Source organism: Aeromonas sp. 19NY04SH05-1, assembly GCF_040581895.1.
Lineage (GTDB): Bacteria > Pseudomonadota > Gammaproteobacteria > Enterobacterales > Aeromonadaceae > Aeromonas > Aeromonas enteropelogenes.
This window is the reverse complement of the sequence record NZ_CP095328.1, coordinates 2,472,801-2,487,451: the sequence shown is the minus strand read 5'-3', so window position 1 is coordinate 2,487,451 and position 14,651 is coordinate 2,472,801. Positions and strand designations below refer to the sequence as shown.

Annotated in this window: 12 protein-coding genes; 6 read left to right on the top strand and 6 right to left on the bottom strand. The window is 61.5% G+C overall.

Going from position 1 to position 14,651, the window contains the following annotated elements:
- Positions 1–116 precede the first annotated feature (116 nt).
- A complete protein-coding gene (locus tag MRK42_RS11410) occupies positions 117–2,546 on the top strand; it encodes a DNA polymerase II (RefSeq protein WP_338609956.1) in 2,430 nt (809 codons plus the stop codon).
- Positions 2,547–2,633: 87 nt separating this feature from the next.
- Positions 2,634–2,885 carry a DinI family protein gene (locus MRK42_RS11405; RefSeq protein WP_026456204.1) on the top strand — a complete coding sequence of 84 codons (252 nt, stop codon included), beginning with the start codon at positions 2,634–2,636 and terminating at the stop codon, positions 2,883–2,885.
- A 218-nt stretch (positions 2,886–3,103) separates the two neighbouring features.
- Here the strand turns inward: MRK42_RS11405 and MRK42_RS11400 are convergent, their stop codons facing one another.
- From MRK42_RS11400 to dcuC, 5 genes are all read right to left on the bottom strand, one after another.
- Complete coding sequence (locus MRK42_RS11400) at positions 3,104–3,904, bottom strand: DUF2927 domain-containing protein (RefSeq protein ID WP_338612474.1); 801 nt, start codon at positions 3,902–3,904, stop codon at positions 3,104–3,106.
- 58 nt (positions 3,905–3,962) lie between these two features.
- A complete protein-coding gene (locus MRK42_RS11395) occupies positions 3,963–4,466 on the bottom strand; it encodes a M48 family metallopeptidase (RefSeq protein WP_338609954.1) in 504 nt (167 codons plus the stop codon).
- A gap of 131 nt (positions 4,467–4,597) precedes the next feature.
- The gene (locus tag MRK42_RS11390; protein WP_338609952.1) at positions 4,598–6,241 is read right to left on the bottom strand and encodes a hypothetical protein; all 1,644 of its coding nucleotides are present in this window, start codon (positions 6,239–6,241) and stop codon (positions 4,598–4,600) included.
- A 147-nt stretch (positions 6,242–6,388) separates the two neighbouring features.
- Entirely contained in the window at positions 6,389–8,044 is a 1,656-nt protein-coding gene (locus MRK42_RS11385; protein WP_338609950.1) for a bifunctional UDP-sugar hydrolase/5'-nucleotidase, read from the bottom strand.
- Positions 8,045–8,131: 87 nt separating this feature from the next.
- Complete coding sequence (gene dcuC, locus MRK42_RS11380) at positions 8,132–9,484, bottom strand: anaerobic C4-dicarboxylate transporter DcuC (RefSeq protein ID WP_026456207.1); 1,353 nt, start codon at positions 9,482–9,484, stop codon at positions 8,132–8,134.
- Between the two features lie 277 nt (positions 9,485–9,761).
- Here dcuC and MRK42_RS11375 point away from each other — a divergent pair, with 277 nt between their 5' ends.
- Both MRK42_RS11375 and MRK42_RS11370 read left to right on the top strand, forming a co-directional pair.
- On the top strand, positions 9,762–10,145 hold the full coding sequence (locus MRK42_RS11375; RefSeq protein WP_338609947.1) for a hypothetical protein: 384 nt from the start codon (positions 9,762–9,764) through the stop codon (positions 10,143–10,145).
- A gap of 181 nt (positions 10,146–10,326) precedes the next feature.
- On the top strand, positions 10,327–10,926 hold the full coding sequence (locus MRK42_RS11370; protein WP_026456209.1) for a DUF922 domain-containing protein: 600 nt from the start codon (positions 10,327–10,329) through the stop codon (positions 10,924–10,926).
- Positions 10,927–11,010: 84 nt separating this feature from the next.
- Here MRK42_RS11370 and mnmC read toward each other — a convergent pair whose 3' ends face one another.
- Positions 11,011–13,029, bottom strand: coding sequence for a bifunctional tRNA (5-methylaminomethyl-2-thiouridine)(34)-methyltransferase MnmD/FAD-dependent 5-carboxymethylaminomethyl-2-thiouridine(34) oxidoreductase MnmC (mnmC, locus tag MRK42_RS11365; protein ID WP_338609944.1), 2,019 nt, complete (start codon positions 13,027–13,029; stop codon positions 11,011–11,013).
- Positions 13,030–13,119: 90 nt separating this feature from the next.
- Between mnmC and fabB the strand changes: the two genes are divergently transcribed.
- Together fabB and MRK42_RS11355 are read left to right on the top strand one after the other, a co-directional pair.
- The gene (gene fabB / locus MRK42_RS11360; protein WP_224209732.1) at positions 13,120–14,331 is read left to right on the top strand and encodes a beta-ketoacyl-ACP synthase I; all 1,212 of its coding nucleotides are present in this window, start codon (positions 13,120–13,122) and stop codon (positions 14,329–14,331) included.
- Positions 14,332–14,384: 53 nt separating this feature from the next.
- On the top strand, positions 14,385–14,570 hold the full coding sequence (locus MRK42_RS11355) for a hypothetical protein (RefSeq protein ID WP_338609941.1): 186 nt from the start codon (positions 14,385–14,387) through the stop codon (positions 14,568–14,570).
- Positions 14,571–14,651 lie beyond the last annotated feature (81 nt).

Below are 14,651 nucleotides of genomic sequence, written 5' to 3'. Positions count from 1 at the left end.
AGGCGAAAGACCAGCTTACCAGCTCGCCCCTTCGCGTGCCGCCGCTTTGGCGATTGCGGGCCGATACTGTATGAACGTACAATACTTCCATCCCAGGACAGACCCCGTTAGCTTCTATGACCGAGTTCCAGCCCACGCCCCCGGCGATGCCCCCCCAGGAAGGTTTTATCCTGACCCGTCACGGGCGGGATGTGCGTGGGCGCGGCGCGCAAGGGGAGCGCACCGAAATCGTGATGTGGCTCTGGAGCGAGCAGGGGGCGGTGCGACTGGTAGTGCCGGGGCAGGAGCCGGTCTTCTTTCTGCCGCAAAGCCATATGGCGGAGGCCGCCGAGCTCTTCAAGGGGGCCGGAGTGAGCGGGCGGTTTCGCCGCCTGCCGATGCACACCTTCGATGGTCGCGCCGTGGTGGGCTGCTACTTTGCCACCCTGAGCGCCTTCCATCGTGCCATCGAGCTGCTGCTCATTCGCGGTCTGGAACACTTCGAGGCGGATATCCGCTTGCCTGAGCGTTTTCTCATGGAGCGCTTTATCACCGCCGGGGTGCGCTTTGGCGGCAAGGCGGTGAGAAAAGGGGGTAAACAGGGTTACTGGGAGGTGCAGGAGGCGCGCTGTGCCCCTCAAGCAGTGACGCCCGCCCTCTCCTGGGTGTCGCTGGATGTGGAGTGCGCCATGGACGGGGCGCTGTTCTCGGTGGGGCTCTACAGCCCCGAGGATGCACGGGTCATCATGATAGGGGCCCCCGAGGCCGGTGCCGAGGAGTGGGAGACCCGTATCGAATGGGTGGCGGATGAGGATGCTTTGCTCAGCGCCCTGGAGGGGTGGTTTAGCCGCCACGATCCGGATCTGGTGATCGGCTGGAACGTGGTCAACTTCGACTTTCGCCTGCTGCTGCGCCGGGCCGAGCTCAACAAACGGCGGTTGAGGCTTGGGCGCGGGCGCGAGCTCTGTTTCTGGCGCTCCTCCCGCAGCGATCCCCAGACCGGTAACGTCATCATCCCGGGGCGCATGGTGCTGGACGGCATCGATACCCTGAAAAGCGCCACCTGGCAGTTTGCCAGCTACAGCCTGGATGCGGTGGCGAGCGAACTGCTCGGGCGCGGCAAGGATATCGAGGATGTGGCCAACCGGGGGGAGAAGATCACCGAGCTGTTTCACTCCGACAAGGAGGCGTTGGCTCGCTACAACCTGGAAGATTGCAAGCTGGTGTGGGAGATCTTCGATTTCTGCCACCTCATCCCCTTCGCCATCGAGCGCGCCTCCCTCACCGGCCTGGAGCTGGACAGGGTCGGAGGCTCGGTGGCGGCGTTTACCAATCTCTACCTGCCGCGACTGCATCGCGGCGGCTACGTGGCCCCCAATCTGCCCGCCGACGGGGGGCTCGCGAGCCCTGGCGGCTATGTCATGGACTCCAAACCGGGCCTCTATCGTCACGTGCTGGTGCTCGATTTCAAGAGCCTCTATCCCAGCATCATCCGCACTTTCTGCATCGATCCCATGGGACTGGTGGAGGGGTTGCAGCATCCCGACCACGCCATTCCGGGTTTTCGCGGCGCCCTGTTCTCCCGCGAGCGGCACTTCCTGCCGGATCTTATTGCCACCCTGTGGGCGGCGCGGGATCGGGCCAAGGCGGCCAGCAACAAGGCGCTCTCCCAGGCCATCAAGATCATCATGAACTCCTTCTACGGGGTACTGGGGTCGGGGGGCTGTCGCTTCTACGATCCGCGCCTTGCCTCTTCCATCACCTTGCGCGGTCACAGCATCATGCAGCAGACCCGGGAGTGGATAGAGGGGCAGGGGTTCGAGGTGATCTATGGCGACACCGACTCCACCTTCGTCCATCTGGGGCGCGAGACCAGCGCCGAGCAGGCGGACGAGATCGGCCGCAGCCTTGCCCGGATGATCAACGACAACTGGACGGCGCTGATCAGGCGCGAGTTCGATTTGCCTAGCCATCTCGAGATCGAGTACGAGACCCACTACCGCCGTTTTCTGATGCCCACCATTCGCGGGCTGGAGAAGGGCAGCAAGAAGCGCTACGCCGGCCTGGTGGCGGCGCCAGGAGGTCAAGAGGCTGAACGTCTGGTGTTCAAGGGGCTCGAATCGGTACGCACCGACTGGACGGCGCTTGCCAAGCAGTTCCAGACCCGCCTCTATGAGATGGTGTTTCACGATGAGGATCCCGGCAGCTATGTACGAACCATGGTGGACGAGACCCGGGCTGGCCGGCACGACGATCTGCTGGTCTATCGCAAGCGACTGCGGCAAAAACTCGAGGAATACCAGAAAAACGTGCCACCTCATGTGCGGGCGGCGCGCCTTGCTGATGAAGAAAACCTGCGCCGCGGTCTGTCCCAGCGCTACCAGCACAGGGGAACCATCGCCTACCTGATGACCCTCAACGGCCCCGAGCCGCTCGAATACCGGCGCAGCGCCATCGACTACGAGCACTACATCGACAAGCAGCTCAGGCCCATTGCCGACGCCATCCTGCCCTTTATCGGCGAGTCGTTCGAGCGGATCTGCGGCCAGCAGCTGGACCTTTTCTAAGGGGCATTTGCCCCTTTCTCTACCAGGCTCTTTACTTTCCCAAAATACTGTATAAAAATACAGTTAATCATCATGGAGAAGTATCCTATGCGTCTGGAAATCATCATCGACAAGAAACATCAGATCCCGACCTCCACCATGGAAGCGCTGCGCCAGGAGCTGCTCAAGCAGCTGGGGGAGAAGTTCCCGGATCTGCATGTACGGGTTGCCCCGGGCAGCACCATGTCCCTGACCGTCAGCCGCGCCAGCAAGGAAGAGAAAGAGCTGGCCGAAGCCATGGTGCAGGAGGTGTGGGAGAACGCCGACAGCTGGATGCCGGAGGAGAGCCTTGCCTCCTGAGCTGGCAAGGCTGATGCTGGGGCTGTACGGAGCTGAGATCAAAGCATAAGCAGAGGAAAGCACAACGAACGGAGACGCCTGCGGGGTGGTCGGTGTTGTCATACGGATTTCTCGCACTCGAGGGCGCCCCTGAGACGACATCCCTGAAACAAAATAACGCAGCCATGGGCTGCGTTATTGTTTTGAGCGGATGGGGCAGGACACGGGGTGATGGTGACTCAGAGTCCGGCCCAGCTTTTCAGGCTTTGCTGCTGTACCCGGCGGTTGGCCTCGCTTATCTCCCCCTGGGTGCGCAGCGCTTTGATGGCCACGGGCAGGGCGGCTCTGACTTCCTCGCGGTTCATTCCCGCCTTGAGCGCCGGGTGGTAGGCAAGCTTGAGCAGCACATAGTCAAGGCCGGTCAGGAAGCTGTCGACACTGTGGTCGTTGAAGATTGAGGGAAATACCTTGTCGGAGTCGTTGGGCAGCCCCATCACCTGGGTGAACTCCTCCACCACGCAATCGAGAAAGCGGCCCTTGGCCCGGCTGTAGTCCACCGGAATGATGATGGTGGCACGGCTGATCTCGTGCTGCTTGTTGGTGGCGAAGTTGGCCAGGCAGAGCCCCTCCTTGAGGGCCATGTTGACGGACGGATCTCCGCCCATGGTGCGGTTTGCCCAGCTCCTCATCCGCTGGTAATCAGTCATGATCAGGGTCAGGTTGGGATTGTCGCTGACCAGGGTGATGGGGTGGCCCGTGATGCGGGCCAGATGGGCGGCTTGTACCTTGACCACTTCCGCCTGCAGCGGCTTGTCACCCGATTCGTTGACAAGCTTGAGGCGCACCGGTTGTTGCCAGCGGGCGAAGCGGGTCTGTTTTGCCTCGCCATACTCCCGCTCCATGGCGATGGTCATGAAGCTCTCGATAAGGTAACTGTCGCTTTGCCAGCGCTCGGCGGCGCTCACGTGGGGCCAAGACAAGGAAAGCAGTAAGGCAGGCAGCAGGGCGAACCTGCGCCACCCTCCGTAGGGAAGGGGCATCACTCGTTTTACAATGCATATCAATGCCATGATCTCCCCCAGCCCTCTGCCTGGCTGATCAGTGCCCGGCCCGCTCCAGATACCGCCAGGTGAGCCAGAGCCTCAAATCAAACTCCAGTTGATGATACTCCGGCTCCATGTGCTGGCAGAGCTGGTAGAAGCCCTTGTTGTGATCTTTCTCTTTGAGATGAGCCAGCTCGTGCACCACTATCATCTTCAGGAAGGCGGGATGCGCCTCCTTGAACAGGGCGGCGATGCGGATCTCGTTTTTGGCCTTGAGCTTGCTGCCCTGGACCCGGCTGACATAGGTGTGCAGGCCGAGGGCATCCTTGATGACGTTGATCTTGCCATCGAACACCACCTTGGCCAGCGGTGCCGAGCTCTTGAGGTAGCGATTTTTCAGATCCATGGTGTAGGCCAGCAGCGCCTTGTCGCTCTGGATCTGATGACTGTCCGGATAGCGCTTGGCCAACATTTCCCCGAGTTTGCCCGCCGCGATCAGCTGCTGCACCTGGGCCTTGAGAGGCTCGGGATAGCCCCCCAGATAGGTCAGTTCCACCATGTGTGTCACCCGTTACATCCAAAAAGAGCGCCATTGTAGTCATCGCGAGCCGGCTTGCCTACCGCCGGCAGGCTGCAAAATGCAATGAAAAGGGCGGCCATCATGGCCGCCCTTGTTGTATCTGAGAGCCGTCAGCGTCTGCGATAGAGCCCCGGATCCACCTCTTCATACCGGCTTGTCAGGTACTGATAGAAGGCGAGGTGGGAGGGGGAAGTGGGCTTTTTCAGCTCCTCGCTCACCCGTTCCGGCTTGGCGATGATGAACTTGGGTTGCTGGCGCTGGATATCGGCCAGCACCCGCTCGCGCACGTCATAGGGCGGGTTGACGTTGGAGAAGAAGAGGTAGGCTGACGCCGGTTGGCGATCGGTCCAGAGATAATATTGCGGCTGGATGCCGTCGACCCAGATCTTGTCGCTCGGGGTTGTTTCGGCTTTGATCCGATCGACCCGCACCTGAGCCGGTGGATTGAAGGGGCGCCCCTTCTGGGTGCCTTCCCAGGCGTTGTTGATCATCAGCATCAACATGGCCAGGGTGGCGAGCCAGGGGGTGGTGCTGCGCACATCCCAGGCACGCCACAGGGGCACCAGGATCAGCACAGGCAGCGCCCACAGCAAGCTGTTACCGAGCACTTCGTTTACCCGCGCAAGGGACCACTCCTTGGTGCTCCAGCCATAGCCGAGCTGCTGGGCCAGCAGCCAGCTGGCGGTGAGCACCACCAGCGAGATGCACAGCAGTCCCATGGCATCTGCCTGCTGTTCGCTGCGATCCAGCAGCACCGCCAGCGGCAGCAGACCCAGCTGCAGGTAGAGCACATCGTAGTGATCGAACACATGGCCGGAGACCGAGTTGGCGATCAGGGTGAACAGCACGCCAAACAGGGTGACCAGCAGCACGGGGAGGTACCACTCCTGGCGGCGGCCCAGCATCAGCAGGATGAAGGGGGGTAGCAACATGATGAGGCCGGTGCGAAACAGCCCGACGGCCCCGACGGCGGGGGAGACGCCGTTACCGTAGCTCCCCTCGAAGAAGATATCGAAGGCGTAGTATTTGAATGCTGCCAGCAGATCGTGCTGCTGGAAGTAGGCGTAGAGCGGGCCGCCGATGAGCGCCAGCCCCAGCAGGCTGGAGAGCAGCAGCAAGAGGGCGTCGCGCCACTTCTCGTGCAGGCACCAGTGGCAGAACAGCACCAGATACCAGCCACCCCAGAAGGCGCCATTGTTGGTGCGCATCCAGGCGACGATGGCGAAGGTCAGCGCCGCCACCAGAGCGGGCCACCACTCGAAGCGCTTGTCCAGCAACAGGGTGATGAAGGCCCACTGGGCGATGAGGGCCAGATGAAAGGTCCAGTCCTCGGTCATGTTGCCGTAGTAGTAACGGGTGCCGTAAAGCGCCAACACCGCCAGCATGGAGCCGAGGCGAGCTCGAAACGACAACCCCAGCTGGGCAAAGGCCTGCCAGCTTGCCAATAGCCCAAGCCAGCAGAGCCCCCACTCCAGCGCCCAGATCCCGACGAAGCCGCCGAGGCGATAGCCCAGTGCATCGAGGGCGAAGATCATCGGCCCCTTGATGTCGATCATGTCCCGGTAGAGCACGCCCCCCTCGCTCCACATCTTGCCCATGACGGCAAACAGCGAGGCGTCAAATCCTGGCGCCATGGCGTAAAACAGGGGGTTGCGCAAACTGAAGAGCAGCGCCAGCAGGGCGGTCATGAGCACCACGACGGGTTTGACGCCCGGGTTGACGCGAGGGGGAGTGAAACGAATGGAGTGAGTCATGAAGTCGCCTGCTCCTGCAGCTGGTCTTGAAAGCGGGCCTATCTTGCCGAGGCCGCGAGTCCGATGCAATGGGGCAGGCCCGTGCAGGGAAAATATTCTCGTAAATGGCCTGATCCAACGGCGGATCAGGCCATGGCTCCCCGGTTGTCAGGGGGTAGCGGTATGGTATTCGACCAGCGGTGGCTGGATGGCGAGGGTCGACAGGTGACGGGCCCAGCGGATGAAGGCGTCCGCCAGGGTGATGCCCAGCTCCTGATTGTGCTGGGTCAGGGTACGGGCCAGCGCCGTGTAGCCCTCCTTGCCGGAGGCGGTATAGGCGCTCGATACTCCGCGATAGACCTCATCGGCCTCGACTGGCAGCCAGTTGCCGGGGGAGTGCTCCCACTCCAGCCGGGTGATGCGCGCCCCCTTGGGCCGCTCGGCCCGGTAACAGAAGCGCACCCCGGCAGTGTAGGGGAAGCTGCCGCTGCCATTGCCGGCCACGCCGTTGTTGGTGGCGTTGTCAATTGCCCCCTCCAGTGCCTCCGCCAGTTCGTGACCATGGACCCGATAGAGAGTGAGGGGGATGGCGAAGGGGAGCAGACGCCCGGCGATATCGGCCTCGCTCAGCGGGCCCTGCTCCAGCGAGCAGCGCACGCCTCCTGCATTGTGCAGGGCAAAATCCACCTGACCGACCTGCTCGCGTGCCGCTGCCAGCATGGCCCGGGCGACCAGTGGCGCCACCTGGCTGCCGTTTGGCAGCAGGGCATCCGGCAGGCGCTGATGCAGCAGAGGAGTGTCGAGGTGGGTGACGATGCGTTGGGTCATGGTCTCGATCTCCGGCCGGTAGCGTCTGGCCAGATGCTGTTCCACCCTGGCATCCGGCTCGCAAAAGACCAGCCCGGCGGGGACGTCACCCGCAAACGGCCAGGGCTGCCAGGGCAGCCACTCAAGTTGCCCCCGGCTTTGCACCACGCGGCCCGCCTCGTCGAAGGCCAGTTCGCACACCCCGAGACAGAGGGCACTGTGCCCCGCATGCAGGATGGCGACCCCGTTTTGCATCAGGGGATACTCCCCTTCGCTTGGCAGTCCCAGCGGTGCCAGATCTCCCAGCAGGCTGTGGGTGTGGCCGCCGATGATGAGGCTGAGCTCGGGGAAGCGCTCGGCCAGCAGTTTGTCCTGCTCCAGCCCGAGATGGCTCAACAGCACGATATGGTGGATCCCCTCTTCCTTTATCTCGCGCAGCACCCGGGTGAGGGTGTCGGCCACGGCATGGAAGCGGGTGTGGGGATCCGGGTTGGCGATGGCAGCCATCTGGGGCAGGGTGATGCCGAGCAGGGCAAACGGCATGCCGCCCAGTTCACGGCGATGCCAGGGCTGGTGCGCATCATAAAGGTGGGGCAGATCCCAGAGCCCGAGGGGCGTGTCGTCGGGCTCCTGGCTGTTGTCCAGGTTGGCGGCCAGCACGGGAAAATCGAGTTGGCGTAAAAACTCCACCAGGGGGCCATTGCCCAGATCGAACTCGTGGTTGCCGATCACCATGGCATCGGGTTGCAACATGGCGAGCAGGTCGGCGTTGGCGCGACCTTTGAAGCGGTTGAAATAGAGCGAGCCCTGAAAAGTATCGCCACCATGCAAGAAGAGGCTGGCCTGGCCTTGGCTGGCGGCCTTGGCACGCAGTTGGGTGAGCCGGGTCAGGATCCGTGCATAACCGCCGCACTGGGTGCGCCACTGGGGGTAACCGACGGGAGAGAAGCTGATCGGTGCGCCGTCGAAATGGGAGTGGCAATCACTGAAGTGGGCAAGTTGAACCGTAATACTCATCTCGGTCCTCCTTAGGGAAAGAGGCACCGAGTCTACTGCAACAGGGGGGCAAGATACCAGCCCGGCAGGCGCCGGGCTGGTGGGGGATCAGGCGGGGACCATGATCTGGGTGGCGAGGATAACCACCAGCAGGCCGACGGCGACCGGCATGCTGGTGCGTTTGACCACCTCGAACGGGGAGAGCTTGCCCATCCCCGCACAGGCGACCACCACGCCGGAGACCGGTGAGATGGTGCGGCCCAGGTTGGATGCCTGCAGCATGGGGATCACCAGATACGCCGGGTTGATGCCCAAGCTGCTGGCCAGGTTGGGAATAAGCTCCACAAAGGCGTAGAAGGGGGCATTGCCCGAACCGGTGGTGAAGGCCGCCAAGGTGGTGATCACCACCAGGGAGAGCATCATGATCAGGCCGCCCGAGCCCAGATCCTGGGCATGGGTCAGCAGGGTGTCGATGAAGCCGATGGTCATCAGGCCTTGGGCAAAGACGCCGGCACCCACCAGCAGCATGACCACGCCGGCGAAGGCATCCGCCATGTTGCGCCAGCACACCTGCAGGCCGTCCAGCAGCTCTTTGCCGTTGCGCACGCGGATCAGTTCCAGCAGGCTGGCCAGCACCATGCACATGACGATGATGGTGACGATATCCAGCTGCGGTCCCCATTTGCCGTCAAACACCAGCACCCCGATGATGGGAGTGAAGGGGAGGATGGCGTAGAAGGCGGGAGCCGAGGTGATCAGGTCACCCGGTGCCACAGGTTCGTTGTGTTCGCCGGATTTCTGATCGAGGTAGCGCTGCCAGAAGAAGTGGGTCACCGCCATGCAGGCGATGGCCACCAGCGAGATGGGCAGGGTCAGCTTGAAGGCAAAGTCCAGCAGCGGCATGTTGGCGGCCTGGGCGGCCATCACCACGTCACCGGAGGTAGGGGCCAGAATGATGGCGGCCGGGGAGGCGCAGACGGCCGCCGCGGCACCACGGGAGATCCCCATGTTGACCATCAGCGGGAACAGGGTCGCCATCAGCAATACCCCGAGACCGGTGGCCGAGCTGACCGCCAGAGACATGGCGCAGGCGACCAGATAGGCGGCGACCAGCAGGATATAGGGTGACTTGATGAAGCCGAGGGGTTTGCTGGCCAGCTTGACCAGTATGGTGTTGGCGCCAATATGGCTCATGTAGCCGGCAAAACCGCACAGCACCATGATCAGCATCCCCAGTCCACCCCCACGGTCATTGAGCAGGAAGCGGACGTATTCGAAGATGTCGGTTGCCAGGTAGCCGGTGCTGGCGACCTTGCTTGGCAGGACGGGTTTGCCCATCAGGGCGGTGACCAGCAGCAATAGCAGGCCACCGCTGAGCAGTACGCCGGTGGCGGAGTATCCCTTGAAGATGGCACGGCCCACCACCAGGGTGACCAGGGTGCCGATAACGAGTTCCAGCATATATAGCCTTATTGGGTAGGTGAAAGTGGCATAAGTCTATTCCTATGGGGGTAATCCCGCGACAACAAGCCGGTAGTAGTTTGCTCCACATCAACATTTCCCAGTGGAAACAGCATTTTAAAAGGATAAAAGCACTTTACCTGGTGGTTATGACTGCCTAATCTGACTCCCATTGTATGGTTTTTAGGGTTTATGTATTTTGAAGTTGCAATTTCACAGAATTAAACTCTGTTTAATTTGTGCTTGTTTGATGTTTATGCCAAATCGAGTGCTGGCAATGAACAACGACGGCTTTCACCAGACGGGTCCTTGTCAGGCGATCGCCATGCGACACCTGACGGCAGCCCGCGCCTACGGCGTGCTGATGGTCGCCGTGGGAGAGGGTCCCCGTTTCGCGGCCCTGATCACCGGCATGACGAGTGATGATTGTCTCTCCCGGCAGGCCATGCGAGTGGATGGGGTGGTGCTGTTGACCATCCCCCAATTTTATCCCCGGCGAGGTAAGCTTGGACTTTGCGAGTTGTGGTTAAGAGATCGGGCAGATCGCCGCTTTTTTGCCAACCGCATTGAAAATGATCATTTCATTCAGATAGATGGTCATGACATCAATGTGAAAAATTATCACCTTAGCTGGCGCAGAATAGCCGGATCCAGGCGATAAAATTGTCAATTTCACCCTTGGCGCCCAGGTGACTCACGGAACCTGTGAGCGGGCTCAGATTTCTGAACAATCATGGTATTGCGCAGCATCCTGGTCGCACATAGGCTATAGCGTTATCTATGTGGCACCCGTTTCGGCGCGGTTGCTGTTTCGCCCGTGCAATCAAGGAAGGTAGTCTGGCATGGTCAGCAAGTTTCATAACATGGTGGTAGGGATCGGGTTGTTGTTGCTGCCGCTGGCGAGCCAGGCGCAAACAGTCAGGCCGCAGGTGGTGCCCGAATCCCGCATCAATGTGCGCTTTTATGACGTCAATGCAACCAGCCCGGACCAACTGGCCAGCGCCATCGTTCAGAGTGCCCCCAGGGTGAATGGCAAGGTGGTACTGGGCAAGGCAAGTTATCAGGTGGATTGGCAGCTCGAGACGGAGCAGCTGCCGGGGCGCTGCCAGCTTACCCAGGTCACTGTCCTGACCCAGGCGACCGTGCTGTTGCCCCGCTGGAGCCAGAGCCGCAACAGCACGGGATCTGCCCGCGACGACTGGGCCAGGGTACTCTCCAGCATGTTCGAGTATGAGTCCCGCTTCAAGGAGATGGTGCAGCGGGGTAGCAGCCTGGTGGGCGGTGCCATCGCGGCCCTGCCGAGCCACGGCGATTGCCAGGCCTTGCGCTATGCCGCCTGGGCGGCGGGCAGCAAGGAGATGGAGAAGATCCGGGAGCGCATCGATGCGTTTCAGGAACAGACCGGTTATGGCGAGCGTTTTGGCGTGCGCTGGCCCAATTAATGGATTGATATCAATGGATTGGTACCGACGACAACAAGGCCGCCCATTGGGCGGCCTTGTTGTTTATGGCTGGCAGTGCGGGATTCAGGCCAGCGACTTGCCCTTGAGCAGCTTGCGCACCCAGTAACGAGCCGGGTGGAGCGCCTCCAGCAGATCGGCTGCCAGGGGGAGGGGATCGCCGCAGATCTCGCTGGCCAGCAACTCGCCGCATAGCGGTGCCGAGCACAGGCCCCGGGAGCCGAGGGCGCCCAGTACATAGAGACCCGGGTAAAGTGGCAGCGGCGCGGCATCTTGTCGATCCCCATGCAGCCCGGCGTAATGATCCGCCAATCCCTGCAATCTGGCCACGGGGCCGACCACGGGCAGGTGATCCCGGCTGGCGCAGCGTACCCCGACCCGCGCCTCGTTACCACTTACGTCTACCTCATCGGGCCAGGGCTGGCCAGGCAAGCAAGCTTGCAATCTGGTCCGGTTCTGGACCTGCTCATCGGCGCGAAATTCGAGGCTGGTCTGGTTGCGACCATAGCTGGCCCCGATACAGTGATGCGCGTTGTGGGCCGGTGTGAGATAGCCGTCGTAGCAGAGCACGGTCTTGAGCTGACCGAGTGCTGGGCTGGTCGGAATATGGCTTACCTGACCGCGCACCGGATAGAGCGGCAGTTCGGCAAAGGGGAGCAGGGCGGGCAACTGGTGGCCGGCGGCCACCACCAGATTGGGGGCCTGCCAGTGGCGACCGTCATGGCTCATCACTCGCCAGCCATCGCTTTGCTCGCCGATGCTGACCACTCGGGCGCCGTATTCCACTTGCAGCAGACCGCTTGCCTGGGCTTCCTCGATGGCGGCGCGAGTGAGATCGGCCGGGCAGAGCCAGCCTCCCAGCGGATAGTTGACCCCGGCATGGCCCGAGGGCAAACCGCAAGCCGCTTCGCTTTCTGTTGCAGATAATGGGTGCATCAGCTCGGGCGGGAAGGGGCCCTGGCTCATCTTGGCCAGCTTGGCGGCGGATTTGTCGTCATAACCGAGCTGAGTCACGCCGCACAGATCAAAGGCGATGGGGTGACGTTCGGCCAGGGCCAGCAGGCGGTTTCTGGCATGGCCAAAGGCGAGCGAATAGAAGCGCGACAACGCGTCGTGCTCGCCGTTAAGGAGCGGATACAAGGCCCCTTGCCGGTTGCCGGAGGCGCCGCAGGCCGGCTCGCCATCTTCGCACAGGATCGTCACCTTGCGGCCCCGCTCCACCAGGGAGAGCGCCGTCATGGCCGAGGCGATGCCGCCGCCTATCATCAGCACGTCCCCCTCCCGCCCGGCCGGGCGGGCATACCAGGGAGCTATGGTCTGCTGTGGCTGCTTGTCTATCCGCTCGCCGGCCAGCATTTCCCGCTTGCTGCCGTGCCCCTTCACCTTCTTCATGGCAAAGCCGGCGGCGATGAGTCCCCGGCGCACGAAACCGGCGCAGGTAAAGGTCGAGAGGGTGGCGCTGGGGCGGGCGAGACGGGCGAGGCCGTCGAACAGAGCCTGAGTCCACATTTCCGGGTTTTTAGCCGGCGAGAAGCCATCGAGATACCAGGCATCCACCAGTCCGTCGGCCTGATGGGGCACCTGCGGCAACATGTCCTTGATATCGCCGAACCAGAGATCGAGGCGGATGCGTCCGCTGGCAAAGTGCAGGCGGTGGCAACCGGATACCGGCAGTGGCCATTGTTTGACGAGATCCTGGCTGAAGTGTGCCAGCTCGGGCCAGGCGTCCAGGGCCTTGCGCAGATCGTCCCGGGTCAGGGGGTATTTTTCGAAACTGATGAAGTGAAGACGCAGGGCGTTACCGGATTGGGACGTCTGTTCCAGGAAGGCTTTCATTGTCGCCAGAAAGTTAAGACCTGTACCGAAACCTGTTTCACCGATCACGAAAGTGTCACCATCATGGTGCGAAAATCGCGCTGGCAGCTGATTTTGCTGCAAAAAGACGTAGCGGGTTTCACTTAGACCGTTATCATTGGAAAAGTACACATCCCCGAAGTCACTGGAGACTGGAGTACCCGCCTCGTTCCAGTCCAATCGGGCATGATGTAAGGATGTTTGACTCACGTTTTCCTCGGCTCGCGTCACAAAATCGCGGGCATTCTACGTGAAAGCAGACCAGTTTGGCAGCCGAAAGCGGGTAGACTTGGCGCCAGTTTTTCCAGACGAGATGAATTAATGAGAAGAGCAGTGATCACCGGTATCGGCGTCATCTCCAGTATCGGCAACAACAAGGAAGAAGTGCTGGCCTCCCTGAAAGCAGGCAAATCCGGCATCACCTATTCCGAGCAGTTCGAGCAACACAACCTGCGCAGCCGTGTCTGGGGTAACATCAAACTCGATCCGTCTGAACTGATCGACCGTAAAGTCATGCGTTTCATGGGTGACGCTGCGGCCTATGCCTATCTCTCCATGCAGCAGGCCATCGAAGATGCCGGCCTGCCGGAAGATCAGGTCTCCAACGAGCGCACCGGCATCGTGACCGGCTCCGGCGGCGCCTCCGGCAAGAACACCTCCGAGTCTTGCGACATCGCCCGTGAGAAAGGGGTCAAGCGCGTGGGTCCCTACATGGTGCCGCGCACCATGTCCTCCACCACCTCCGCTTGCCTGGCTACGCCGTTCAAGATCAAGGGTGTCAACTACACCATCAGCTCCGCCTGCGCGACCTCTGCCCACTGCATCGGCCACGCTCTGGAACTGATCCAGCTTGGCAAACAGGATATCGTCTTCGCTGGTGGCGGCGAGGAGCTGGACTGGTCCTCCACCATCCAGTTTGACGCCATGGGCGCGCTGTCTACCAAATACAACGATTCCCCGGAAAAAGCGTCCCGTACCTATGATGCGGATCGCGACGGTTTCGTCATCTCCGGTGGCGGCGGCATCCTGGTGGTCGAGGAGCTGGAACACGCCCTGGCCCGTGGTGCCCACATCTATGCCGAGATCACCGGTTACGGTGCGACCTCCGATGGTTACGACATGGTGGCCCCGAGCGGCGAAGGCGCCGTGCGTTGCATGAAGATGGCGATGCAGAGTGTCGGCAAGGTGGACTACATCAACACCCACGGTACCTCTACCCCGGTCGGTGACACCAAGGAGCTGGAAGCCATCCAGACCCTGTTTGGCAGCAACGCGCCCAAGCTCTCCGCCACCAAGGCGATGACCGGCCATGCGCTGGGCGCCGCTGGTGTGCACGAGGCCGTCTACTCCCTGCTGATGCTGCAACATGGCTTTATCGCCCCCAGCATCAACATCGAGAACCTGGACGAGAAGGCCGAAGGGCTGCCCATCGTGCGCGAGTACGAAGAGGCTGACCTCGACACCGTTATGTCCAACAGCTTCGGCTTTGGCGGTACCAACGCTTCCCTGGTGTTCAGCAAGTTCAAAGCCTGATCATCGGGTTGATATAAAAAAGCGCCTCAGGGCGCTTTTTTTGTGGCTGCGATTTGTTTGGCTGTTTGCAGAGCAAGCAGAGCAAGCAGAGCAAGCAGAGCAAGCAGAGCAAGCAGAGCAAGCAGAGCAAGCAGAGCAAGCAGAGCAAGCAGAGCAAGCAGAGCAAGCAGAGCAAGCAGAGCAAGCAGAGCAAGCAGAGCTTGTCATATGCCGGTCTGGGCGGGGGGGTTATGCGGTGAGTGGTCTTGCTCAGGGCGGCATCACCCCAGTGTAGGGGGGACGATGACAAGAAGGGGAGCCACTGGCTCCCCTTCATACGC